The following is a 22345-nucleotide window of genomic DNA, read 5'->3' on the forward strand; positions in this document are numbered from 1 at the left end:
CTTCAAGCTTCGCTTTACTTGCTTTCAGTAAGTACCGACGGGCTCAGACTACCCCGCATTCAGACCTATATTGCTGAAAATTTCTAAAAATTTTGATTCTTTACAGCTCTCTTTTTAGTGTTTTAAGGGTTTATTCCTCCGGCTCGATTAGACCGTAGCTGTTGGCTTTTCTCTTATAGACTACATTGACCTTTCCGGTATTTCCGTCCTGGAAAACAAAGAAGCTGTGTCCCAGAAGCTCCATTTGCAAACAAGCTTCTTCTGCAGTCATAGGCTTTAAATCAATATGCTTGGTACGAACAATCTTGATTTCTTCCTCGTCCTGTGCCGGCTTCTCATCGATGAATTCCGAACTAAAGTCGGAACCTGCCTGATGACGCTGAATTAATTTGTTCTTGTATTTACGAATCTGCCGCTCCAGAACATCCACCACAAGATCAATAGACTGGTACATATCCGGGGTAGCTTCCTCTGCACGGATAACGCTTCCTTTTACAGGGATGGTTACCTCGATTTTCTGCATATCCTTTTGGGTAGAAAGTGTTACGTTACAGGGAGTTTCCGCCTGGAAAAACTTGTCCAGCTTCCCTAACTTCTTCTCCACGCCATTTTTTAGTCCATCGGTTAGACTAAGGTTTCTTCCGGTAATGGTAATTTTCATAAAAAATTCCTTCCTTTCTCAGTTGTCCAAAAGAATTTCTTCTTTTCTTGAGTATAGCATTTTTTTTGATGCAGTGGTATGAAAATCTTGTGAATAATCAACAAATCTGTATGGCGGAAACACCTTGAATAAGCTTGGAACTAATGGTAGAATCTATGAGTTATAGATTTATACGGAACCATACAGAGATTGTATGGAGAAGGAGTATAGGATAATGAATCTTTTCGAGAAAATATTTGGTACCCACTCACAGAGAGAATTGAAGCTGATCCAACCTAAGTTAGACAAGATCCTTTCTTTACAGAGCACGATGGCTGCTATGTCCGAGGAAGAGCTTAAGGGACAGACAGAGAAATTTAAAAATCGTTTGGCACAGGGAGAAACCCTGGATGACTTACTGCCTGAAGCCTTTGCTACCGTTAGAGAAGCGGCTAAGAGAGAGCTGGGTATGGAACATTTCCCCGTACAGTTGATTGGTGGAATCGTTCTTCATCAGGGACGTATTGCGGAGATGAGAACGGGAGAAGGAAAGACCCTGGTGTCTACCTGTCCCGCTTATTTGAATGCACTTGCCGGAAATGGCGTTCATGTCGTTACCGTAAACGATTACTTGGCTAAGCGTGACTCCGAGTGGATGGGAAGAGTACACCGTTACCTTGGCTTAACCGTCGGTACGGTTTTGAATGAAATGTCCACGGAGGAAAGACAGGCGGCCTATGCTTGTGATATTACCTATGTAACCAACAATGAATTGGGCTTTGATTACTTGAGAGACAACATGGCGATTTACAAGAGCCAGCAGGTACTTCGGGGCTTAAACTATTGTATTATCGATGAGGTGGACTCCGTTTTAATCGATGAGGCGAGAACACCTTTGATTATTTCCGGACAGTCCGGAAAGTCCACCAAGCTCTATGAGCTTTGTGACATTTTGGCACAACAGCTGGAAAGAGGAGAAGAGTCCGCCGAGTTTTCCAAGATCAATGCGATTTTGGGAGAAGAAATTGAAGAGACCGGAGACTTTATCGTAAATGAGAAGGAAAAGACCGTAAACCTTACCCAGCAGGGTGTGGAGAAGGTGGAGAAGTACTTCCATATTAACAACCTGGCGGATGCGGAGAACCTGGAAATCCAGCACAACATTATCCTGGCTTTAAGAGCCCATAACCTGATGTTCAGAGATAAGGACTATGTGGTTAAGGATGATGAGGTTTTAATCGTTGACGAATTTACCGGACGTATTATGAACGGTCGTCGTTATTCCGACGGTTTGCATCAGGCAATCGAGGCCAAGGAGCATGTACAGGTAAAGAGAGAGTCCAGAACCCTGGCTACCATTACCTTCCAGAACTTCTTCAACAAGTTCAAGAAGAAGGCCGGAATGACCGGTACTGCCCAGACCGAGGAAAAGGAGTTCAGAAACATTTACTCCATGGACGTTATCCAGATTCCTACCAACAGACCGGTACAGAGAATTGATTTGGATGATGCGGTATATAAGTCTAAGAAGGAAAAGTTCCAGGCGGTAGTGGATGAGATTCAGGCTATCCATGAGACCGGAGCCCCGGTACTGGTAGGTACCATTGCCATTGAAACCTCCGAGCTTTTATCCTCCATGCTTCGGAAGAGAGGCATTAAGCACAATGTCTTGAACGCCAAGTTCCATGAGCAGGAGGCGGCTATCGTAGCGGAGGCCGGTGTACACGGTGCGGTGACCATTGCCACCAACATGGCAGGTCGTGGTACCGATATTAAGCTGGATGATGAGGCAAAGGCTGCCGGCGGTCTTCATATCGTTGGTACGGAGCGTCACGAGTCTCGAAGAATCGACAATCAGTTAAGAGGTCGTGCCGGAAGACAGGGAGACCCGGGACAGTCCCAGTTCTTCATTTCTTTGGAAGATGACTTGATGCGTCTCTTCGGTTCCGAAAGATTGATGGGCATGTTTGAGGCTCTGGGTGTACCGGATGGAGAACAGATTCACCATAAGATGCTTTCCAATGCCATTGCCAAGGCACAGGAAAAGATTGAGTTAAACAACTATGGCATCCGTGAAAACCTCTTAAAGTATGATGAGGTTAACAACGATCAGAGAGATGTCATTTATACTGAGAGAGAAAAGGTATTGGAGGGGGACAATATGCGTCCTCTCATTGTACGCTTTATCACGGATACGGTGGATAATTATGTTGCCGAGTGTATCGGAGAGGGACAGACTCCCAAGGAATGGGATTTGTCCGGCTTGAATGACACACTGATGAGCATTATTCCTTTAAAGAAGTTAAGACTTACGGAAGAGGAATATGAGAACATGACCGGAGATGAGCTGAGCCAGAGATTGAAGGAAGAGGCCATTCGTCTTTATGAGCAGAAGGAGGCGGAGTTCCCGAATCCTGAGCAGATGAGAGAGGCGGAGCGAGTAATTCTTCTGAAGGTTATGGATCAGAAGTGGATGAGCCATATCGATGACATGGATATTTTAAGAGACGGTATCGGCTTGCAGGCATACGGACAGAAGGATCCGCTGGTAGAATACAAGATTGCCGGTTATGAGATGTTCCAGAATATGATGAGAAGCATTCAGGAAGAAACCATCCGTGTGCTGTACCAGATTAAGTTGGAGCAGAAGGTGGAAAGAGAGCAGGTGGCAAAGCCATTGGCAACCAATAGAGATGAATCTGCGGTAAGAAGTCCGAAGCAAAGAGAAGGCAGAAAGATTTATCCCAACGATCCATGCCCCTGCGGTTCCGGAAAGAAGTATAAGCAGTGCCACGGCGCGAACCTCTATCAGAAGAATTAATTGCCCTTCAGAGGAGCCGTTGCAGTAAGAATTAAGATCCAAAAGCAAGAATCAATAGAGTAAATAGTAAGAAGAGCATGAGAAAGGAGCCTCTGTGATTGAGTTTGATCAATTTAAATCAGAACTTTCCTCCAAGGAAGAGCCCTTACAGCAGTTGGAAGCTGCTCTGGACTTGGATACCAAGAGAAAAAGAATCATAGAGTTGGACCGTATGATGGAGGAACCTGATTTTTGGGGGGATCCGGAGAAGGCCAACAAGCTTTCCACAGAGGCGAGACATTTGAAGGATGAGCTGGAAGGCTTTACTGCGCTAAAAGGCAATTATGAGGATATTGAAGCCCTGATTCAGATGGGAAAAGAGGAAAATGATGATTCCGTAATTCCGGAGATTCGGGAATTACTGGAAAGCTTTTCCGAAAGATTGGATCAGATGAATACCACCCTCCTTTTGTCCGGAGAATATGACTGCATGAACGTTATCCTTCGCTTAAATGCCGGAGCAGGCGGAACGGAGGCCAATGACTGGGCAGGCATTCTCTACCGGATGTATACCCGATGGGCGGAGAGACATGGCTTTACAGTGAAAATCTTGGATTATCTGGATGGAGATGAAGCCGGCATAAAGTCCGTTACTATGGAAGTTGTGGGGGAATATGCCTACGGCTACCTTCGCTCCGAGTCCGGCATCCATCGCTTGGTTCGTATTTCTCCCTTTAATGCCCAGGGAAAGCGGCAGACCTCCTTTGTATCCTGTGATGTTATGCCGGATATCGAGACGGATATCGACATTGAGATTCGGGAAGAGGACATCAAGATGGAGGTATTCCGTGCCTCCGGTGCAGGTGGACAGCATATTAACAAGACCTCCTCTGCGGTTCGTTTGATTCATATTCCCACCGGCTTTGTGGCAGCCTGTCAGGAGGAACGTTCTCAGATTCAGAACAAAAACAAGGCCATGCAGATGTTAAAAACCAAGCTTTATTTGAAGGAAAAGGAAGAACAGGAAGCGAAGATTGCGGGCATTCGAGGAGAAGTAAAGGATAACGGCTGGGGATCCCAGATTCGTTCTTATGTTTTACAGCCATATCGTATGGTAAAAGACCTGCGTACAGGAGAAGAAAGCGGCAATACGGATGCGGTTTTGGATGGAGATATCGATCGTTTCATTTCCGCTTATCTGAAGTGGATGCAGTTGGGCTGTCCGGATCGAAAGATTGCGGGAAATGACTAAAAATGGGAAAAGTTTCTTAGGAGAAGAAAGGGGCGAATGAGATGAAGATTGCCATCATGGGCTACGGAACCATCGGATCCGGCGTGAAAGAAGTGCTGGATATGAATAGGGCACAGATTGAGAAAAAGGGCGGAGAAAATATTGAAATAAAGTATATTCTGGCCAGAAAAGAGCATATTCCCGGTGTGGAGGATGCCTTGGTCACTACAGATTTTTCCGTCATTGAAAATGATCCGGAAGTGGAGCTGGTGGTGGAATCTATCGGAGGAATTCATCCGGCTTACGAGTATATTAAAAGCTGTCTGGAAAAGGGCAAGCATGTGGTAAGCTCTAACAAGGCGGTGGTGGATGCCTGCGGTTCCAAGCTGATTCGAACTGCCAAGGAGCATAACTGTAACTTCTATTTCGAGGCTTCCGTAGGTGGCGGAATTCCGGTTATTCGTACCCTTTATCATAACTATGCCGGGGAAAATGTGACAGAAATTACCGGTATTTTAAACGGTACCACCAACTTCATCTTAACCAAGATGAGGGAGGAAGGCTCCAGCTTTGAGGACACCTTGAAGGAAGCGCAAAGACTGGGTTATGCGGAAAGAGATCCCTCTGCGGATATCGACGGCTTTGATACCTCCAGAAAGACGGCCATCCTCCTTTCCATGACCTCCGGCAATCGTTGTCGCCATGAGGACATTTACACGGAAGGAATCCGTAATGTCAGTGATATTGATATGTCTTATGCCAAGGCCTTAGGATACAGCATCAAGCTTTTGGGCTCCGTACAGACCGTGGAGGATAAATATTTTGCTTATGTAGCACCTATGATGGTGGAGGAGCAGGATCCTCTCTATCCGGTAAATGGTGTGTATAACGGGATTCGTATCGTAGGAAACTGTCTGGGAACCACCATGCTTTACGGCATGGGAGCCGGTAAGCTGCCTACTGCCAGTGCGGTAGTTTCCGATATCATTGCGGCAGTACGTCATAAAAGTAATTTCCAGGGAATCGGTTGGTCCGATAAAATGATTGAAATAGAGCCCATGGGCGGAAATGCTTTCCGTTATTTCCTTCGCATTGAAGGGACGGAAGAAGGAATTGAGAAGGAGTTAAAGAGCTACTTCGTAGAGAATGGAAAGGTAAAGGTTCATGTTCTTCCCGGACGAAAGGATGAATTTGCCATTATTTCCGATATTCTTTTCGAAGAAGATTTTCTGGCTCGTCTTTCCGCTTTCGAAGATGAAACCGGAAGGAGAGTATTCCACTACCTTCGTGTAAATTCCGGTTCGGAGGAGTAAGGAGATATCGCCGGCTAGCCGCAGCAGAAACGAGAGCTTCTTTTTGGGAATATCGCTTGTATGGAACTCGATGACATAGGTCTTGCCTACGACACCGGGGAAGAATAAAAAGAAACGCTGGCGTCTAAGGCACCAGCGTTTTTTGTGAATAGGAGTAGGGATGGAGTGGATTAGCAATAGTGAGGAAGAAAGCTATCAGTTGGCCTTTCTCCTGGGACAGGAAGCCAAAAAAGGCGAGATTTACTGTCTGGAGGGAGACCTGGGGGTAGGAAAGACCGTCTTTGCCAAGGGCTTTGCCAAGGGCCTGGGGGTTTCGGAAAATGTAGATTCCCCCACCTTTACCATCGTGAAGGAATATCAGGGAAGAGAAAAGCTCTATCATTTCGACCTCTACCGTATCGTAGATCCGGAGGAACTTTGGGAAATCGGCTTTCAGGACATGCTTTCCGGGGAAGGCATTGCTTTAATGGAATGGGCCAGTCAGGTCAAGGAGGATATTCCTCCGGAAGCCAAATGGATTTATATTGAGAAGGATTTAAGCCAGGGATTTTCCTTTCGAAAAATCCGTATGGAAGACAGCGATAAAGAGAAGTAGAGTAAGAAAAACTATGAAAGTTTGTGGAAAAACTCTTTAACAGAGAATAGGAAATAGAGCAATCTATGAAATAGAGTAATCTGCGAAATAGCGTAATCTATGAAAGAAAAGGATAAAAAATGATAAGCTTAGCTTTAGATGCCTCCGGACGAGTTTCCGGGGTTTGTCTTGTAAAGGACGGAGAAATTTTAGGGGAGATGGATTTACAAATCGGGCTCACCCACTCTGAAACCTTACTGCCTCTTTGTATCAGTCTTTTGGAGCATTGCAAGGTTTCTTTAGAAGAGGTGGATCAGATTTTCCTGTGCAAGGGTCCGGGCTCCTTTACCGGTCTTAGAATCGGAGCGGCAACAGGAAAGGGACTGGCTTTAGCCGGAAATATTCCCATCTATGGAATCAGTACCTTGGAAATGCTGCAGGAAAATCTGAGTTTTTTACAAAATCCCATCCATGTGCTTTTGGATGCCAGAAGAGGACAGGTTTATACCGCATCTTATCGCTTGGGGCAGTGCATTTCTCCTGAAAGGGCGGTGAGTATTGAGGAGCTTCTTGCCTTTGCAAAAGAACAGGAAGGGCAGCAGATTTTCTTGGGAGACGGCATTTTTCCCTATAGAAAGCAGATTGAAGAGAGCCTTAAGAAGGAACGCTGCCTCTTCCCCAATCCCCAGAACACCCTGCAAAGAGCCGCTTCCCTGGCATTACTGGGAGAAAAGAAAAAGGCGGAAGGCTTGGAAGCAGGATTTCACTTGGAGTATTTAAGGAAGCCTCAGGCGGAAAGAGAAAAGGAAGCAGGAGTTTTAAAGGATTTCCAGATTGTGCAGGAAGAGGCATACAAAGACTTAGGAAAAACCAGGGATAAGCTGATTGCGAAGAACTATCCGATTCACGAATAAAGTGGGCAGAGTGGAATGGAATCTATCAAAGAATCAAGTAAGTTGTTTGGAAAGAGCAATTACCACTCATTGCTTACAATCAAGGAGGAGAAATGTTTTTTCGGTACATGGAAGTACGGGATGTGGAAGAGATTTGGGAGATGGATCAAGCACTTTTTGGCAGTATGGCCTATTCCCGGCAGGATTTTCTTCGTGCCGTGGAGGGAAAATACGATAGAGCCATTGTCTTGATGGAGGAAGAGGAAATCTTAGGCTACGCGATTCTGAGAGTCTTAGGCGTGGAAGGAGAGCTGGAAAGCATTGCCGTGAAGAAAAAGCATCAAGGTAAGGGTTTTGGGAAACAACTGCTTCGGGAAATTCTCTCCATAGGAGATCGGGAAGCCATTCAGAAAATATTTTTAGAGGTAAGGGAAAGCAATGACCCTGCCAAAGCAATCTATGAACGAGAGGGATTTCGGGCCTTTTCCAAAAGAAAGGCGTATTACCGGGATCCGGAAGAGGATGCCATCCTCATGGAAAGGACGATACAATAAATTATGTTAGAATTATGTTTACTGGGAACCGGCGGTATGATGCCCCTTCCCAAGCGCTGGCTCACCAGCTTAATGTTACGCTGTAACGGGTCCAGTCTTTTGATAGATTGTGGGGAGGGAACCCAGATTGCCATGCGGGAGAAGGGGTGGAGCCCCTACAGCATTGATACCATCTGCTTTACCCACTACCATGCAGATCATATTTCCGGACTTCCCGGAATGTTGCTTAGCATGGGAAATGCGGAGCGAACCAAGCCGGTGACCATGATTGGCCCTAAAGGACTGGCCAGGGTGGTAAATGGACTAAGAAGTATTGCACCGGAGCTTCCCTTTGCCATCGAATATATAGAAATTCAGGAAGAAGAGCAGAGATTTTCCTGTGAAAGCTTTCAGGTAGAGGCCTTTAAGGTACAACACAGTATTCCCTGCTTTGGCTATAAAATCACTATTCCCAGATCCGGAAAATTTTCCGTAGAACGGGCAAGAGAGGCGGGCATTCCCGTGTCCTGCTGGAATCGCCTGCAACATGGAGAAGCGGTAGAGCATGAGGGCAGTCTGTTTACCCCGGATATGGTCATGGGAGAGGCAAGACGGGGGATTTCGGTAGTCTATTGTACCGATACCAGACCGATTCCAAGGATAGCCGAAAAGGCGAAGGATGTGGATTTGTTTATCTGTGAAGGAATGTATGGGGAGGAGGACAAGCTCTCCAATGCCAAGAAACACAAGCATATGACTATGGAAGAGGCAGCCATCTTAGGCCGGGAAGCCCGGCCCAGAGAAATGTGGCTTACCCACTATTCTCCTTCGGAGGTTTATCCGGAGCAGTATAAGGATAAGTTCAGCCATATTTTTCCGGTGAAATTCGCCAGAGATGCTTGGAGCAAGGACATTTCCTTTGAAGAAGAGGAATAGAGAAAGAGTATAAAAAGAGTACAGAAAGAAAGAGTACAGTTTTATGGAAGATGTTTTGATTCTGGGAATCGAAAGCAGCTGTGATGAAACCGCAGCGGCAGTGGTAAAGAACGGAAAGGAAGTGCTTTCCAATGTGATTTCCTCTCAGGTGGCTCTTCACGCAGAGTTTGGAGGGGTAGTGCCGGAGATTGCTTCCCGTAATCATTTGGAAAAGATTGATGAGGTGATTCGTCTGGCTATGGATGAGGCGGGGAAAAGCTTTTCCGAGCTTACGGCGGTGGCAGTAACCTATGGTCCTGGACTGGTAGGCTCTCTTTTGGTGGGGGTTTCCGAAGCCAAGGCTTTGGCCTACGCCATTCAGAAGCCCTTGATTCCGGTACATCATATTGAAGGACATATTGCGGCAAATTATCTTGCCCATCAGGACTGCGTTCCTCCCTATGTTTGCCTGGTGGCCAGTGGTGGCCACAGCCATCTGCTGTATGTGGAGGATTACGGAAAAATCAAAATCTATGGAAGAACCAGAGATGATGCGGCGGGGGAAGCCTTTGACAAGATTGCCAGAGCCGTGGGACTGGGATATCCGGGAGGCCCGAAGCTGGAGCAGAGTGCGAAGGAGGGAGACCCCTTTGCCTATCATTTTCCCAAGGCCAAACTGGATACTCCCTATGACTTTAGCTTTTCCGGCGTAAAATCTGCGGTTTTAAATGAGTTAAACCATAAGAAAATGTTAGGAGAAGAAATAAGGGTGGCAGACCTTTGTGCCTCCTTTCAGGAGGGAGTCTGTGAGGACTTGGCGGAAAAATGCCTACAGCTTGCTCTGGATTTAGGGGTATCCAAAATGGCTGTGGCGGGAGGCGTCTCCGCAAATGGCTGTCTTCGAAGGAAGATGGAAGAGAAGGCGAAGGCTCACGGTTTAAGCTTTTACTGCCCAAGCCCTGTGCTGTGCACGGACAATGCGGCCATGATTGCGGCAGCAGCCTATTATGATTATCAGGCAGGAAAAAGGGGGGAGGCTTCTTTGAATGCTTATCCTTCTTTGGCTTTAACGGAAGGCTAGGGAGGGAAGAATGCCTAATCAAAGAGAAATTACCGTCATCCTTCTGATGGCCGGAAAAGGCAGCCGTATGGGATGCAAGGAAAAAAAGCAGTTTCTGCCCTTTCAGGGAAAGCCCTTGTATTATTCCGCCCTGCAAAAGTTTTGCAGCTGGGACAGGTGCAAAGAAATTCTTTTGATTCTTTCCAAGGAAGATAAAGAAAGGGTGGAAGGGGAACTTAAGCAATGGAGGGAAGAGCTGGGGCTTCGGTTCTTAGAAGGAGAATCCGCACAATGTAAAGAGGAGCTCGCTGCTTCATTTTCTCCGCTTACACAGGAAGGCATAGTAGTTTCCCTGATTGAGGGAGGGGCAGAACGCTACTGGTCTGTTTACTCCGCCTTGGAATTTTTGAAAAATAGGGAATCGAATAGAGAAAAGCATAAAAAAGAGCAGGAGATAAAGCATGGAGAAAGCAAAAATCTTCAAAACGAGCTCTCTCTTTTTATCCATGACGGGGCACGGCCCTGCTTTAGTTTAGACTTATGTGAAAGAATTTATCAGGCAAGAAAGTCCTATGGGGCAGTGATTCCGGGGCTTCCGGTGACAGATACCATAAAGCGAGTGGAGAAGGGTATTGTGCAGGAAAGCGTAGATAGAAGCAGTCTTTATCGGATTCAGACTCCCCAGGCATTTTCCTTTCCTTTACTTTGGGAAGCCTATAACGCTTTCTTAGAGAAGAAAGAAGAGGGGCTAAGCATTACGGATGACGCCATGATGGTGGAAGCCTTTACGAAGGAACAGCCCTATCTAGTTTTAGGGGAAGAGCAGAACCAAAAGATTACAGTGCCTGAAGATTTGATTTATCTAAAATTCATGGAAGAGTATAGTAAAAAATAGTGTGAGATCCTTCGAATTTAGATAGTAGTGTAAGAAAGGATAAGACCAGATGATTCAAGACCTGGGACAACATCATTTTCAAAATCAATATTATCCGGAAAAAAAGCCCGGAAAGGAGGATTTTTTCCTTTCTTTTTCAGGCAAGTCGGTTTTGGTAAAAAGAGAGTCAGGAAAGAAGGTGGATCCCTCGGATGCTATCATGAGCGGAGATGGTTTAAGCCTAAGATGTCCGGAGGGAGAGGGTTTTTCCTTTTATAAAATTAAAGAGTATTTAGCTTCTTTTCCCAAGGAAAAAGAGGAAGTACAGGAAAATGCTTTATCCCGAAAGAGAGAGCAGCAGGCCATGGTAAATGACTGGAGAAAGTCCTTTACCTACCTTTTTTCCTTGGACGGGCAGGACTATTATCTGCTGAAAGATATCGTGGAATTCGGAGAATACCTTTCTTTGGAAGAGTTGCGACGGGAGTTTAAAGGACCGAAGTCTCTGCTCTTTTTGGCCAATACAGGGATGCATCTCTTTCATTTTTATCAAAAGCACCGCTATTGCGGTGTCTGCGGCACTAAGACGGAGAAGGACAAAAAAGAAAGAGCCATGCGTTGTCCCAACTGTCAGGAGGTCTTCTATCCGAAGATTATGCCGGCAGTCATTGTGGGAATCATCCATAAGGAAAAAATCCTTTGCACAAGATACGCCAACAGACTAAGCTACTTACCCGCCCTTGTGGCAGGCTTTATCGAGATTGGGGAGACCGGGGAGGAAGCGGCGATTCGGGAGGCTATGGAAGAAACCGGTGTTCCCATTAAGGAAGTAAAGTATTATAAATCCCAACCCTGGGGAATGGCGGATGATTTGCTCCTAGGATATTTTGCAAAAGTGGATGAGGAAAAGGCTTCTTTTACGGAGATGGGAGAGGTTCAGATTATTCGAGAGGAGGAAGAGCTTTCCGAGGCGGTCTGGCTCAGTCGGGAGGAGCTGGAGCTCCAGGGAAATGATTTCAGCTTAACCAATGAGATGATGCGGACTTTTAAAGAAGGAAAGTTTGAATTACACGGAAGGAGAAACGGGTGAAAAAGGTATTGCTAATTGCCACAGGAGGAACGATAGCCTCCAAGCAAACAGAGGATGGACTGAGTCCTTCCCTTAGTGCAGAGGAAATCATTGCCTTTGTGCCGGAACTACAGAAGATTGCCGAGCTTTCCATTGTTCAGCTTTGCAATGTGGATTCCACCAATATGCAACCTAAGATTTGGCGGGAAATGGGGGCTTGTATTCAAAAAAACTATGACCGTTATGACGGTTTTGTGGTTTTACACGGCACGGATACCATGGCCTACACCTCGGCGGCGCTAAGCTATATGGTACAGTATTCCAGAAAGCCTATTGTCATTACAGGCTCCCAAAAGCCTATTAATCAGGACAGTACCGATGCCAAGATGAATCTTCTGGACAGCGTGCGCTACGCCTGTGACCCTTATTCGGAAAATGTGGTTCTTCTCTTTAACGGCAATGTGATTTCCGGTACCAGAGCGAAGAAAATGATGGCTCGTTCCTTCCATGCCTTTCAAAGTGTGAATTTCCCAACCTTGGCCAGAATGCAGGACGGCAGAATCATTCGATATATTCCCTATCTACCCCTGAGAGAGGCAGTGGAATTCCATTTGGATTTGGATGATTCCATCTGTGTTTTAAAGCTGATTCCCGGTACCAGACCGGAAATGCTTTCCTATCTTTTTGAAAATTATGATTGCATTGTCATGGAAAGCTTCGGCGTAGGCGGTATTCCGGAAAGCATGCAGGAAGTCTTTTACAAGGAAATGGAGAAGTGGCAGAAAAAGGGAAAAATCATTGTTATGGCCACCCAGGTGGTAAACGAAGGCTCCAATATGGAGATTTATCAGGTGGGACAGAAAATCAAAAAAGACTTCCAGCTTTTGGAAGCCTATGATATGACCTTGGAAGCCACCATTACCAAGTTAATGTACCTGATGGCCAAGTACAAAGGGGACTATCCCGGCCTAAAGAAGGAGTTCTACACCACCATCAACAACGATATTCTCTGTGCGGTGCAATAGCAGGAATTGCTTTTCCTTGTCCCATTACCTTACGAAAATAATAAATAGGATGTGAAGCAATGACTGGCTTTGCTTTCCGACAAAACAGCTTCGCTTTGGGGCACGCTCTCGCTAACCTCGCCTACGCAGGGGTACTAAGCGAAAAACTTCCTTCCAGTCGTTTTTCGTAAGTGCCCGCGGGCTCAGATTACCCCTGCAGCGAAGCTATTTTGCATGAAAGCAAGTTTAGAAATCTCTTTTACTTCACATCCTATTTTCTTTACTGTATAGGGAGGGCAAGGACAAAGCAATTCCTGCCATTTTTTCCGTAGCCAAAGACCTTTCCCTTGTGGTTGGCGGCGATTTCTTTGGCGATGGATAGTCCCAAACCGAAGCTTTCACTCTGGCTTCTGGCCTCATCCAGTCGGGTAAAGCGGGAAAATATTTTTTCAAATTCTTCCTTGCTCAAGCTTCTTCCTGCGGAGTCCACGGAAAGGATGGCCATATTTTTTTCTCTGTAAAGCTTTACAAAGAGGGTAGAGGGTTTATCCGCATATTTTCGTCCGTTATCCAGAAAAATTCGTAAAACCTCCTCCACCTGACTTTCTATAGCGTGCTTTAAAACAATATTCTGTTCTAGGTCAACATCTAATTCTATTCCCTCTTCGAAAAACAGTGCTTCCATTTGCAGGCAGATTTCAGAAACTCGTCGGGAATAATCCATTTCGCCATAGGTGAATACCTGCTGCTCTAAACGGGAAAGCTGTAAAAGCTTTTCCACCAATCCCTGCATTTTCTTACTCATAACAGCGATGTTTTGAACAAAATCCCGAGTTTCCGTGGATAAATCCTGATCCTCCAAAAGAGAGAGGTTAGCGGCTATGACAGCTAATGGCGTTTTTAATTCATGGCCGGCATCGGAAATAAACTGCTTTTGCTTTTCCATGGCCTGCACACTGGGACGAATGGCCCAGGAGGAAAAGAAGTAGTCTAAGGGAAGAAACAGCAGAATCAGTACCAAAGCCAAGAGAGCAGTGGAAAGAGCCTGCTTGTTCAGCATATTTAGCTCTCTCTGATAATCTCCTAAAATCAAGGTTTTTTGCCCTTCTTCTCTAAGAAGGTAATGAAGCTTATAACGATAGAATGTACCGGAGCTTTTTCTTTTACTCAGAATCTTCTTTACGATAGTATTTAACACTTCGGAACTTTCATCAGTGTAGATCTCTTCGTTGTTGTTCGCATCAGTTTTTGAAGAACTCGTTTCTACAGTTGTTTCCGAAGGAGCATCCTTTTGTTTGCTCTTCTTATTCATCGGAGGAGAACCCGAATCCTGCCCTTCCGGCCCCTTCTCGGAGGGGGGAGAATCAAAGGAAGAATAGTCCCATGCAGGGGAGCTTTGCTGGCTTGTTATTTCGTTATTCTCACCAATTTCCAAAATTACATAGGAAAAATAGCGACTGGGCAGGGTCTCATGTCCGTTTCGAAAGCCGGGGAACATCAGTTGCTCCAGCTCCATATCCATTTGCTCCTCCTGGGCCTTTTTACTATAGTTAAAGTTGGTGAAGGATAATATCAGCAGCATCACCGTAAAGAGCAAAAAGAGGAGTGCCATAATACGAATTTTCTGTTTTTTCATTGCTTTCCTTTCTTTCTTTCTTCCTTTCTATTCTTTCTTTCCTTTCTTACCTTACTTACTCGCTTTTCTTTTATAAGAAAGGTTGTAAGCCTTTTTACTCCTCTTTGCCCTCTTCCTGCTCTGCCAGAAAATATCCCAGACCTCTGCGGCTTTGGATGCTAACCCTGCTTTCCAAAAGTCTGAGCTTTTTCCGGAGAAATCCCACATAAACCTCTACATGGTTTTCCACCGCATCACTGTCATAGCCCCAAACCTTTTGGAGAATCTGCTCCTTACTTAGAATTTGATTTTTCCCTTGTAAAAGCATACGCATCAGTTCAAATTCCTTTTTGGACAGCTTCAGACTATGTGCTCCGGAAGAAAGATCCTTACTATCCAAATCCAGACTTAAATCTCCGAAGCTTAAGCTGTTCACTTCCTGTCCCTGTCTTCGCAATAAGGCGGAGATGCAGGCCAGTAGTTCTCTTTTGTCAAAAGGCTTGGTGAGATAGTAGTCAGCACCTCCCTCCAAGCCTTCGATACGATCCTCCAGCTGACTTTTGGCGGTAAGCATCAGGATAGGCAGGCCGTTTTTTTCTTTACGTAGCTGTCTTGCCACCTGATAACCGTTCAGCTTGGGCATCATCACATCTAAAATCATTAAATCGTAAATGGCGGTTTTGGCATACTCCAAAGCCTCTTCCCCGTCATACGCCGTATCTACTTCATACTCCGCCCGCTCCAAAATCATTTTAATGCTCTTGGATAGAATTTTCTCGTCTTCTACTAATAAAATTCGCATAGGAGTCTCCTTTTTTCCGTTTTTCCTAGTATAATACAGGAAATATTGAAAAAAGCCAAAATATTTATCCTTTTAAAGCTTTACAAGCGATAAAAAAAATCTTAAAATAGGCAGGAACAAATGGTATTTTTGATAAAGGACGATTATGGAAGCGAAAAAGAAAAGTAGAATTTATGTAGAGATGCTGGGTGGCTTTTCTCTTTACATCGGAGATAAGCAATTAGACTTAGGAAATAACAATAAAGCCAATTTCCTAAAGCTCACCGAAATTGTCCTCTTAAGAGGGCTGGGGGGCATTTCCAAAAGAGATTTGATTGATGGAATTTTCGGTCATAAGTCCCTTTTGGATGAAAACAACAGCTTGAATAACCTGCTCCACCAGGCGAGAACCCAGTTAAAGAAGGCGGGGATGCCCGGAAAGAAGATTATTGACGGAAAAAGAGGAATCTATGCTCCGGAGTATCTTCCTGAGTATGATTACGTCATGGACGTGCAGGAATTCGAAGACATTTGCTTAAAGGCGAAGAACAGTAAGGAAGATAGTAAGAAGTTGTCTTACTATCAGAAGGCTTTTAAGATATACAAGGGTGAATTATTGCCGGAGTTTGCTACAGACTACTGGGTTATCTTGGAGAGCGTTCGCCTAAAGCGCCTTTATGATGAAGTGATTGAATTCTTAGGGGCTTATTACCGTGAGCATCAGGAATACGAAGAGCTTTTCATGATGTACGATCAGGCCAATAAAATCTATCCGGACAACGGATGGCAGATCGAGATGATTGATGCTTTGATTCTGAAGAAGGATTATAAGACCGCATACGATTTGTACATGAAGTGCGCTCACTACTATCAGGACGAGTTGGAAGTACCCATTCCCGATGCTTTACGGGCTTGCTACGAAAGACTTTCCGACAATGTTCGTGTAGTAACCGACGATATCCGTCAGATTCAGGCCAACATTGTTCGTAAGGACGAGAAGCTGAAGAGCGAGATGGGAACCAGGAAGATTGGCGCTTACCTTTGCCCCTTCACCAGCTTTATTGACGTTTATCATGTGCTTAGACGAAATCTGGAAAGAAGAGGTTCTTCCATCTTTATGATGCTTTGCACCTTGGTGGATTATGAAGGAAAGCCCATCCAGAATCAGGATAAGCTGAACACCCGTGCTGAGATTTTACAGCAGTCTTTATCCGAAGGCTTAAGAAAGGGAGACGTTTACACCAAGTATTCTTCCTCCCAGTATCTGATTCTTCTGATTGGAACCAAGAGAGAAGACTGTGCCATCATTTATCAGAGAATCTCCAGAAGATTAAAGGAGCTGGCAGGCTCTCGTGCAGAGTTCCGTTATCGTATCGTATCTCTTGCAGAGATTCCCGGAATCTTGGAGAGAAACGGTGCAATGGATGAGATTTAGAAGAAGTGCTTGACAGGAAAATGAAGCTTTGCTATGATATTCCTTGCGTTTCGCAAGCGTGCGTAGCTCAGCTGGATAGAGCGTCTGGCTACGGACCAGAAGGTCGTGGGTTCGAATCCTGTCGCACGCAGAAAAAGACGATGAATTTCTTCATCGTCTTTTTTAGTTCTTAATGCTCAGCTAATGTAGGATATATCGTTTTACATCAGCACTATAAGATTTGTTTGGATTCTCTCTTTTCTTAGTTCTTACTCGGACAATGCTCCAGCTTTCCTTTGGAATTGCATTGCAGTAAATCCTCCAAGCTATAGCGATTCACTACGGCATAGATGGCTTCGTCTATTTCCTTATATAAGGGGAAGGTGGGGCAGCTGGCAGACCGTTCACAATTACTTCCCTCTTTCACACAATCCACAGGGGAGAGGGTTCCCTCTGCAGCATCTAAAATATCTCCCACGGAAATATCCTTTGCTTCCTTTAAAAGAAGATATCCCCCCTTGGCTCCCCGGACGCTCTTTAAAAAGCCTCCCTTAACCATCAGGGCGATAATCTGCTCTAAATATTTTACGGAAATTCCCTGTCGTTCCGCTACTTCTTTAATAGAAACGGGATTTCCTTTCTTTTCCTGTTCAGCTATATCAATCAGGGTACTTAAGGCATAACGGCCTTTGGTTGAAATCATCATATTCTTTTCCTCCATAGCTTTTTTATATCCTAGCATAGCACTGGGAGTTTTGACAAGTTTATTAAAAAAAGCAATGTTCAAGAGAATGGTTTTTTAGTAAAATGGCATTACTGATTTCACAAAAAGGAGAGCCTATGTCTAAAATTGATTTTGCCATAAACGAAGAAGGAAAGAGAATTTCTATTCTTTCCGATAAAATTAACCGTCACGGATTTATAGCCGGAGCAACGGGAACAGGTAAGACGGTAAGCTTAAAAGTTTTAGCGGAAAAGTTTTCTTCCCTGGGAATTCCGGTGTTTCTATCCGATGTAAAGGGAGACTTATCCGGTCTATTAAAGCCGGGAGAAGCTTCCGAAGGGATTGAAAAGAGAAGAGAAGAATGCAAGCTTACAGAGGAGGAATTCCGTTATCAGGGCTTCCCTGTGGAGCTTTTTGCCCTTTCGAAGGAGGAAGGGATTCCCTTACGTTGCACGATTTCAGAGATGGGGCCATTGCTCTTAAGCCGAGTGCTGAATTGTACGGATGTGCAGAGCGATATTTTGCGCGTGGTCTTTAGGATTGCGGACGAAGAGGGGCTTTTACTGATTGATACCAAGGACCTACGTTCCGTATTGCAGTATGTGGCGGAAAACAGCAAGGAGTACAGTGCTTCCTTTGGAAATCTGCCTACTCAAAGCTTAAATTCCTTAATCCGTTCCGTAGTTGCCTTGGAAGAGGCGGGAGGAAAGGAATTTTTTGGAGAGCCTGCCTTGGACGTAAAGGATTTCTTCAGGCAGAATGAAAAGGGACAGGGGATTATCCATATTTTTAAAGCCAAGAGAATTATGGGAGAGCCGAAGCTGTATTCCACCTTCCTGCTTTACCTTTTATCGGAGCTTTATGAACTGCTTCCGGAGGTTGGGGATTTGGAGAAGCCCCGCTTTGTCTTTTTCTTTGATGAAGCCCATCTCCTTTTCGACGATGCACCCAAGGCCTTACTGGAAAAATTAAACCAAATCACCCGTTTGATTCGAAGCAAGGGCGTAGGCATTTATTATATTACCCAAAGCCCCTCGGATATTCCGGATGCCATTTTGGCTCAGTGCGGAAATAAGATTCAGCATGGCTTAAGAGCCTATACACCGGCAGAACGCAAGAAGATTCGTGCGGCAGCGGACAGCTTCCGGGAAAATCCTGCATTTTCCTCCGAGGAGGTACTGGAGAACCTGGGAACGGGAGAGGCCTTGATTTCCTGTTTGCAGGAGGACGGCAGTCCTGCCATCGTGGAAAAGGCCAAGATTTTCCCACCCCAGTCTTATCTGGGAGAGGCAAGCCCGGAGGAGCAGGACAGAGCCATCAAGGCTTCAAGCCTCTATATTCGTTACGGAGAGGCTGTGGACCGGGATTCCGCTTACGAATTCCTGCATAGAAAGGGAAAGGAAGAGCAGGAGCGTTTCCAGAAGGAATTAGAAGGAAAAGAAGCAGAGAAAAACCGTCTTCTTCAGGAAAAGGCGGAGGAGAAGGAAAGAGCTAAGCAGGAGAAAGAAGAGGAGAGAGTCCAAAGACTTAAGGAAAAGGAAGAAGAAAAGGAACGCCTTCGTCAGGAACGGGAATTGGAAAAAGAAAAGTCCAAGCAAAAGACCGTAATGAAATCCGTGGGACGCTCCGTTTCCGGCTCCATAGGCCGGGAAATCGGCTCCGGTATCGGAAAATCCGTCTTTGGAAAAGGCTTGGGAAGACGACTGGGTGGAAATATCGGTGCTGCCTTTGGAAGAGGCATCCTGGAAACTCTCTTTGGGAAATAAGGAGAGATGTAAAAAATCAACTATTTTTATGCAGTATAGGTCCGGAACAGGGGCACGCTCTCGCTAACTTCGCCCTGCTGAACAGTGGTTTATGTTAACCACTGCTCACTTTGCTTCGCAAAGCAACGTCCTTCGGAAGTTGGCTTTGTCCAGGCTAGGCTTTTCTGAAGAAAAGTCTAGCCTTAGGGGTACTTGCAAAAAACGCATTTCATTTGTTTTTTGCAAGTACCCACGGGCTCAGATTACCCCTTATTCCGGACCTATATGCACAAAAACTGTGTTAGTTTGTTTTTACATTGCCCCGGCATCCATGGGGACAAAGAGGCTGACACAGGCCAGAGCCACCATCAGGACGATATCTACCCATAAGAGGGGAGAAGAAAAGAATTGCTTTAAGGAAAGGGCGTGTTCCTTTTCGTATTGTCTGTCTTCTGCCAAGCTTGTTCTATTTTTTACAACATAGTAGATGCCATATCCCAAACCGGCAAGAAGGAATAGACTGTAGATGCCCTGAATCAGAGTTGAACCCTGAGACAGGTTGTTTACCACAATGGCCAAAAGGTTATTACTGAAATGCAGCAGGATGGAATAGGGAAGGCCGTAACGATCTCTGATAAAGAAGAGAATAATTCCCATGCTGAAGGCCGGTGCAAATTGCAGGAAATTGCTGTGCATTAAAGCAAAGAAAAATGCGGTGCAGAAGGCTGCAAAATATTTTCCGTAGGAACGGAAGCGGTGATAAAAGACTCCTCGAAAAACCAGTTCTTCCATAAGGGGAGCCACCAAAATCGTATAAAACAGCATAGGGGCATTTGTCAGGCTTCCCCCTCTTGCCGCTTCTTCGGAAAAAGACAGGTTTAAGCCAAGCTTGGTAAAGAGGGTCATAATCGGATAATTGATGATTCCTCCTATCCACTGGGCGGCTTGGAAAAGCATGAAATAGTGCAGGAAAGACAGAACAGTAAAGCTTGGTTTTTCAGGATTTGGCTCTGTGCCTATTTCTTTAGCTGATTCTGCGCTTGTTTCTTTCGGAAAGATATTGTTCAAAAGACAATAGCTGATGACCACGGAAATGACCATGCAGATGTATTGATCGGATAGTAAAGGAATCTTAGTTAAAGGCAGAAGCAGCACCAAAAGTACAGCTAAAATCTGCACGGACAATACATATAACAAAAGGGCTAAGGCACTCTTATTTAAATCTCTTTTGATTTCTAATAAATTCATCATATCTCCATTTCTAATCGCAAAATACATGCCCGGACTTTTCTACTATACAAGAAAAATAATACTTCCGCAAATTAATTTAAGGATTTTGCACAGGAGGAAGTGTTGGCTTTGGATAGGCCGGAAGTAGGGAAAGCAATAGAAGCAGAGCGATACATCCGGAGATACAGCATAAAGTTTCATGAAAGATACAGCGTAAAGTTTCATAATGAGATGCATCGGCAAAATAAGATTGAATAAAGAAGGAAAAAAATGAAAAAGTGGTTTGTATACGGGAAAAAGGCAGATTTTCAGGAGTTGGGAGAGAAATTATCTCTGGATCCGGTTTTGGTTCGCATTCTTCGGAATCGAGATTTAACAACAGAAGAAGAAATGCGGAATTTTTTAGAGGGAGAAGAGATTCCTTCTCCTCTTTTCTTGCCGGACAGTATTCGTTTTTTAAATCGCCTGGAGCGAGCCATGAAAGAGGGAGAAAAAGTTCGGATTGTGGGAGACTATGATGTGGATGGGGTTTGTGCCTCTACCATATTGGCGAAGGCACTTTCCTTATTTTTCTCCAAAGAGCAGCTTTCCGTGGTGATTCCACACAGAATTTTGGACGGCTACGGCATTAACGAGCAGATTATCGAGGAGGCAAAGGCAGAAGGAATTTCCCTTCTGATTACCTGTGACAACGGTATTTCCGCATTTTCTGCAATGGAGAAAGCAAAATCCTACGGTATGGATGTATTGCTTACGGATCATCATGACTTACGAAGAGATGAGGATGGAAAGAAAAGGATTCCGGAAGCCTTTGCCGTGGTGAATCCCAAAAGAGAGGGCAGTAAGTATCCTAATGAAGAAATCTGCGGAGCCATGGTCTGCTATCTTCTCATGAAAATGCTTTTGGAAAAACGGCAAAAGGGCTTGGAGCTTTTGGAGGAGCTGGCCTGCTTTGCCGGTATTGCTACGGTTTGTGATGTGATGCCTTTACAAAAAGAAAATCGTGTTATCGTAAAGTATTGCCTGACCCATTTGCAAAAGACTCAAAATATCGGTATGCAGGCCCTTCTAAAGCAGTGCCATATTTTGCCGGAGCAGGAAATTTCCTCCTATACTCTCGGTTTTCAAATCGGCCCCTGCATCAATGCGGGAGGTCGCTTGGAAAGTGCGATGCTGGCGCTTTCTCTTTTCCTGGAGGAGGATGAAGGGAAGGCTGAGGAAAAAGCAGCACACTTACTGGTCTTAAATGAAGAACGAAAGGAAATGACGAAAAAAGGGGTGGATGAAGCGAAGGCGCTGGCGGAACAGGAAGGAGATGTGCCGTTGCTGTTTTTGGTGCTTCCCGATTTACATGAAAGTCTTGCGGGAATTGTGGCGGGACGGATACGGGAAGCCTATTATCGTCCCTGCTTTATCCTCACCAATGGGGAGGACGGAAGCTGTAAAGCCTCCGGACGTTCCATTCCCGGTTATCCTATGGCGGAACGCCTGGAGGAACAAAAGGAACTGCTGCTACGCTTCGGAGGTCATCCCATGGCGGCCGGATTTTCCGTTACTAAGGAAAATGTTCCCGGGCTAAAAAAAGCTCTTCTGCAAAATGCAAGGCTTCAGGCGGAGGATTTGGAGGAGAAGGTCTGGATTGATGTGGTCCTACCGTTCTCCTATCTAAAAGAGGATTTTGTTCGTTCCTTGTCCCGCTTGGAACCCTTCGGAAGAGGCAATGAAAAGCCTGCCTTTGCTCAAAAGAATGTTTTACTAAAGGATTATAAAATTGTGGGAAAAAACAAAAATGCCATCAAATTATATCTGGAAGATGAACAAGGTACACGAGTAGAGGGAGTACTCTTTGAGGATGGAGAAAAATTTTTGAACAAAAAATCTAGTCGAAATAGATTTAATCTGTTATACTATCCAAAGATTCAGGTGTACA

The 22345-nt window shown here is 45.0% G+C and carries 19 protein-coding genes and 1 tRNA gene; 15 read left to right on the forward strand and 5 right to left on the reverse strand.

Annotated elements, in window-relative coordinates:
- Positions 1–130: 130 nt before the first annotated feature.
- The gene (gene raiA / locus RDQ32_RS07200; RefSeq protein WP_308579726.1) at positions 131–661 is read right to left on the reverse strand and encodes a ribosome-associated translation inhibitor RaiA; all 531 of its coding nucleotides are present in this window, start codon (positions 659–661) and stop codon (positions 131–133) included.
- A 214-nt stretch (positions 662–875) separates the two neighbouring features.
- On the opposite strand from raiA, the gene secA reads away from it, so the two are divergent.
- The 11 genes from secA (at position 876) to RDQ32_RS07255 (ending at position 12927) form a co-directional block, all read left to right on the forward strand.
- A complete protein-coding gene (gene secA, locus RDQ32_RS07205) occupies positions 876–3461 on the forward strand; it encodes a preprotein translocase subunit SecA (protein WP_040648425.1) in 2586 nt (861 codons plus the stop codon).
- 94 nt (positions 3462–3555) lie between these two features.
- Complete coding sequence (prfB, locus tag RDQ32_RS07210) at positions 3556–4692, forward strand: peptide chain release factor 2 (protein ID WP_308579728.1); 1137 nt, start codon at positions 3556–3558, stop codon at positions 4690–4692.
- Between the two features lie 41 nt (positions 4693–4733).
- Positions 4734–5984 (forward strand): homoserine dehydrogenase, encoded by a 1251-nt coding sequence (locus RDQ32_RS07215; RefSeq protein WP_308579729.1) that lies wholly within the window; start codon positions 4734–4736, stop codon positions 5982–5984.
- A gap of 160 nt (positions 5985–6144) precedes the next feature.
- The gene (tsaE, locus tag RDQ32_RS07220) at positions 6145–6579 is read left to right on the forward strand and encodes a tRNA (adenosine(37)-N6)-threonylcarbamoyltransferase complex ATPase subunit type 1 TsaE (RefSeq protein WP_308579731.1); all 435 of its coding nucleotides are present in this window, start codon (positions 6145–6147) and stop codon (positions 6577–6579) included.
- 119 nt (positions 6580–6698) lie between these two features.
- Complete coding sequence (tsaB, locus tag RDQ32_RS07225; protein WP_308579732.1) at positions 6699–7472, forward strand: tRNA (adenosine(37)-N6)-threonylcarbamoyltransferase complex dimerization subunit type 1 TsaB; 774 nt, start codon at positions 6699–6701, stop codon at positions 7470–7472.
- Between the two features lie 92 nt (positions 7473–7564).
- A complete protein-coding gene (rimI, locus tag RDQ32_RS07230; protein WP_007156555.1) occupies positions 7565–8005 on the forward strand; it encodes a ribosomal protein S18-alanine N-acetyltransferase in 441 nt (146 codons plus the stop codon).
- 3 nt (positions 8006–8008) lie between these two features.
- Positions 8009–8920, forward strand: coding sequence for a ribonuclease Z (locus RDQ32_RS07235; protein WP_007156554.1), 912 nt, complete (start codon positions 8009–8011; stop codon positions 8918–8920).
- A 43-nt stretch (positions 8921–8963) separates the two neighbouring features.
- Entirely contained in the window at positions 8964–9980 is a 1017-nt protein-coding gene (tsaD, locus tag RDQ32_RS07240; protein WP_007156553.1) for a tRNA (adenosine(37)-N6)-threonylcarbamoyltransferase complex transferase subunit TsaD, read from the forward strand.
- A 10-nt stretch (positions 9981–9990) separates the two neighbouring features.
- Complete coding sequence (locus RDQ32_RS07245) at positions 9991–10854, forward strand: 2-C-methyl-D-erythritol 4-phosphate cytidylyltransferase (RefSeq protein WP_007156552.1); 864 nt, start codon at positions 9991–9993, stop codon at positions 10852–10854.
- A 49-nt stretch (positions 10855–10903) separates the two neighbouring features.
- Positions 10904–11923, forward strand: a complete 1020-nt coding sequence (locus RDQ32_RS07250) for an NAD(+) diphosphatase (RefSeq protein WP_007156551.1) — start codon at positions 10904–10906, stop codon at positions 11921–11923.
- A complete protein-coding gene (locus RDQ32_RS07255; RefSeq protein WP_007156550.1) occupies positions 11920–12927 on the forward strand; it encodes an asparaginase in 1008 nt (335 codons plus the stop codon). Before RDQ32_RS07250 ends, RDQ32_RS07255 begins: the two co-directional genes overlap by 4 nt.
- Before the next feature lie 259 nt (positions 12928–13186).
- Here RDQ32_RS07255 and RDQ32_RS07260 read toward each other — a convergent pair whose 3' ends face one another.
- Positions 13187–14542 carry a cell wall metabolism sensor histidine kinase WalK gene (locus RDQ32_RS07260; RefSeq protein ID WP_007156549.1) on the reverse strand — a complete coding sequence of 452 codons (1356 nt, stop codon included), beginning with the start codon at positions 14540–14542 and terminating at the stop codon, positions 13187–13189.
- Between the two features lie 94 nt (positions 14543–14636).
- Complete coding sequence (locus RDQ32_RS07265) at positions 14637–15323, reverse strand: response regulator transcription factor (protein ID WP_007156548.1); 687 nt, start codon at positions 15321–15323, stop codon at positions 14637–14639.
- 145 nt (positions 15324–15468) lie between these two features.
- On the opposite strand from RDQ32_RS07265, the gene RDQ32_RS07270 reads away from it, so the two are divergent.
- Together RDQ32_RS07270 and RDQ32_RS07275 are read left to right on the forward strand one after the other, a co-directional pair.
- Positions 15469–16737 (forward strand): bacterial transcriptional activator domain-containing protein, encoded by a 1269-nt coding sequence (locus RDQ32_RS07270; protein ID WP_308579733.1) that lies wholly within the window; start codon positions 15469–15471, stop codon positions 16735–16737.
- A 56-nt stretch (positions 16738–16793) separates the two neighbouring features.
- Positions 16794–16867 (forward strand) — tRNA-Arg (locus tag RDQ32_RS07275).
- A gap of 111 nt (positions 16868–16978) precedes the next feature.
- On the opposite strand, the gene RDQ32_RS07280 is transcribed toward RDQ32_RS07275, so the two are convergent.
- Positions 16979–17422, reverse strand: a complete 444-nt coding sequence (locus RDQ32_RS07280; protein ID WP_040648629.1) for an Rrf2 family transcriptional regulator — start codon at positions 17420–17422, stop codon at positions 16979–16981.
- A gap of 134 nt (positions 17423–17556) precedes the next feature.
- Between RDQ32_RS07280 and RDQ32_RS07285 the strand changes: the two genes are divergently transcribed.
- Entirely contained in the window at positions 17557–19206 is a 1650-nt protein-coding gene (locus RDQ32_RS07285) for a helicase HerA-like domain-containing protein (RefSeq protein WP_040648419.1), read from the forward strand.
- Positions 19207–19497: 291 nt separating this feature from the next.
- Here RDQ32_RS07285 and RDQ32_RS07290 read toward each other — a convergent pair whose 3' ends face one another.
- Entirely contained in the window at positions 19498–20436 is a 939-nt protein-coding gene (locus RDQ32_RS07290; protein ID WP_242650869.1) for a CPBP family intramembrane glutamic endopeptidase, read from the reverse strand.
- A 249-nt stretch (positions 20437–20685) separates the two neighbouring features.
- Here RDQ32_RS07290 and recJ point away from each other — a divergent pair.
- Positions 20686–22345 (forward strand): single-stranded-DNA-specific exonuclease RecJ (recJ, locus tag RDQ32_RS07295; RefSeq protein ID WP_308579735.1); only part of this gene is annotated, 1660 nt, incomplete at its 3' end.

The sequence above is a fragment of the uncultured Oribacterium sp. genome, from assembly GCF_902481605.1.
Taxonomy (GTDB): domain Bacteria; phylum Bacillota; class Clostridia; order Lachnospirales; family Lachnospiraceae; genus Oribacterium; species Oribacterium sinus.

Coding starts and splice junctions, on each gene's coding strand:
- RDQ32_RS07245 (WP_007156552.1), top strand. CDS start 9,991: ATGCCTAATCAAAGAGAAATTACCGTCATCCTTCTGATGGCCGGAAAA.
- raiA (WP_308579726.1), bottom strand. CDS start 661: ATGAAAATTACCATTACCGGAAGAAACCTTAGTCTAACCGATGGACTA.
- RDQ32_RS07235 (WP_007156554.1), top strand. CDS start 8,009: ATGTTAGAATTATGTTTACTGGGAACCGGCGGTATGATGCCCCTTCCC.
- tsaE (WP_308579731.1), top strand. CDS start 6,145: ATGGAGTGGATTAGCAATAGTGAGGAAGAAAGCTATCAGTTGGCCTTT.
- RDQ32_RS07285 (WP_040648419.1), top strand. CDS start 17,557: ATGTCTAAAATTGATTTTGCCATAAACGAAGAAGGAAAGAGAATTTCT.
- RDQ32_RS07270 (WP_308579733.1), top strand. CDS start 15,469: ATGGAAGCGAAAAAGAAAAGTAGAATTTATGTAGAGATGCTGGGTGGC.
- RDQ32_RS07265 (WP_007156548.1), bottom strand. CDS start 15,323: ATGCGAATTTTATTAGTAGAAGACGAGAAAATTCTATCCAAGAGCATT.
- tsaD (WP_007156553.1), top strand. CDS start 8,964: ATGGAAGATGTTTTGATTCTGGGAATCGAAAGCAGCTGTGATGAAACC.
- secA (WP_040648425.1), top strand. CDS start 876: ATGAATCTTTTCGAGAAAATATTTGGTACCCACTCACAGAGAGAATTG.
- RDQ32_RS07290 (WP_242650869.1), bottom strand. CDS start 20,436: ATGATGAATTTATTAGAAATCAAAAGAGATTTAAATAAGAGTGCCTTA.
- RDQ32_RS07280 (WP_040648629.1), bottom strand. CDS start 17,422: ATGATGATTTCAACCAAAGGCCGTTATGCCTTAAGTACCCTGATTGAT.
- tsaB (WP_308579732.1), top strand. CDS start 6,699: ATGATAAGCTTAGCTTTAGATGCCTCCGGACGAGTTTCCGGGGTTTGT.
- RDQ32_RS07250 (WP_007156551.1), top strand. CDS start 10,904: ATGATTCAAGACCTGGGACAACATCATTTTCAAAATCAATATTATCCG.
- RDQ32_RS07260 (WP_007156549.1), bottom strand. CDS start 14,542: ATGAAAAAACAGAAAATTCGTATTATGGCACTCCTCTTTTTGCTCTTT.
- RDQ32_RS07215 (WP_308579729.1), top strand. CDS start 4,734: ATGAAGATTGCCATCATGGGCTACGGAACCATCGGATCCGGCGTGAAA.
- rimI (WP_007156555.1), top strand. CDS start 7,565: ATGTTTTTTCGGTACATGGAAGTACGGGATGTGGAAGAGATTTGGGAG.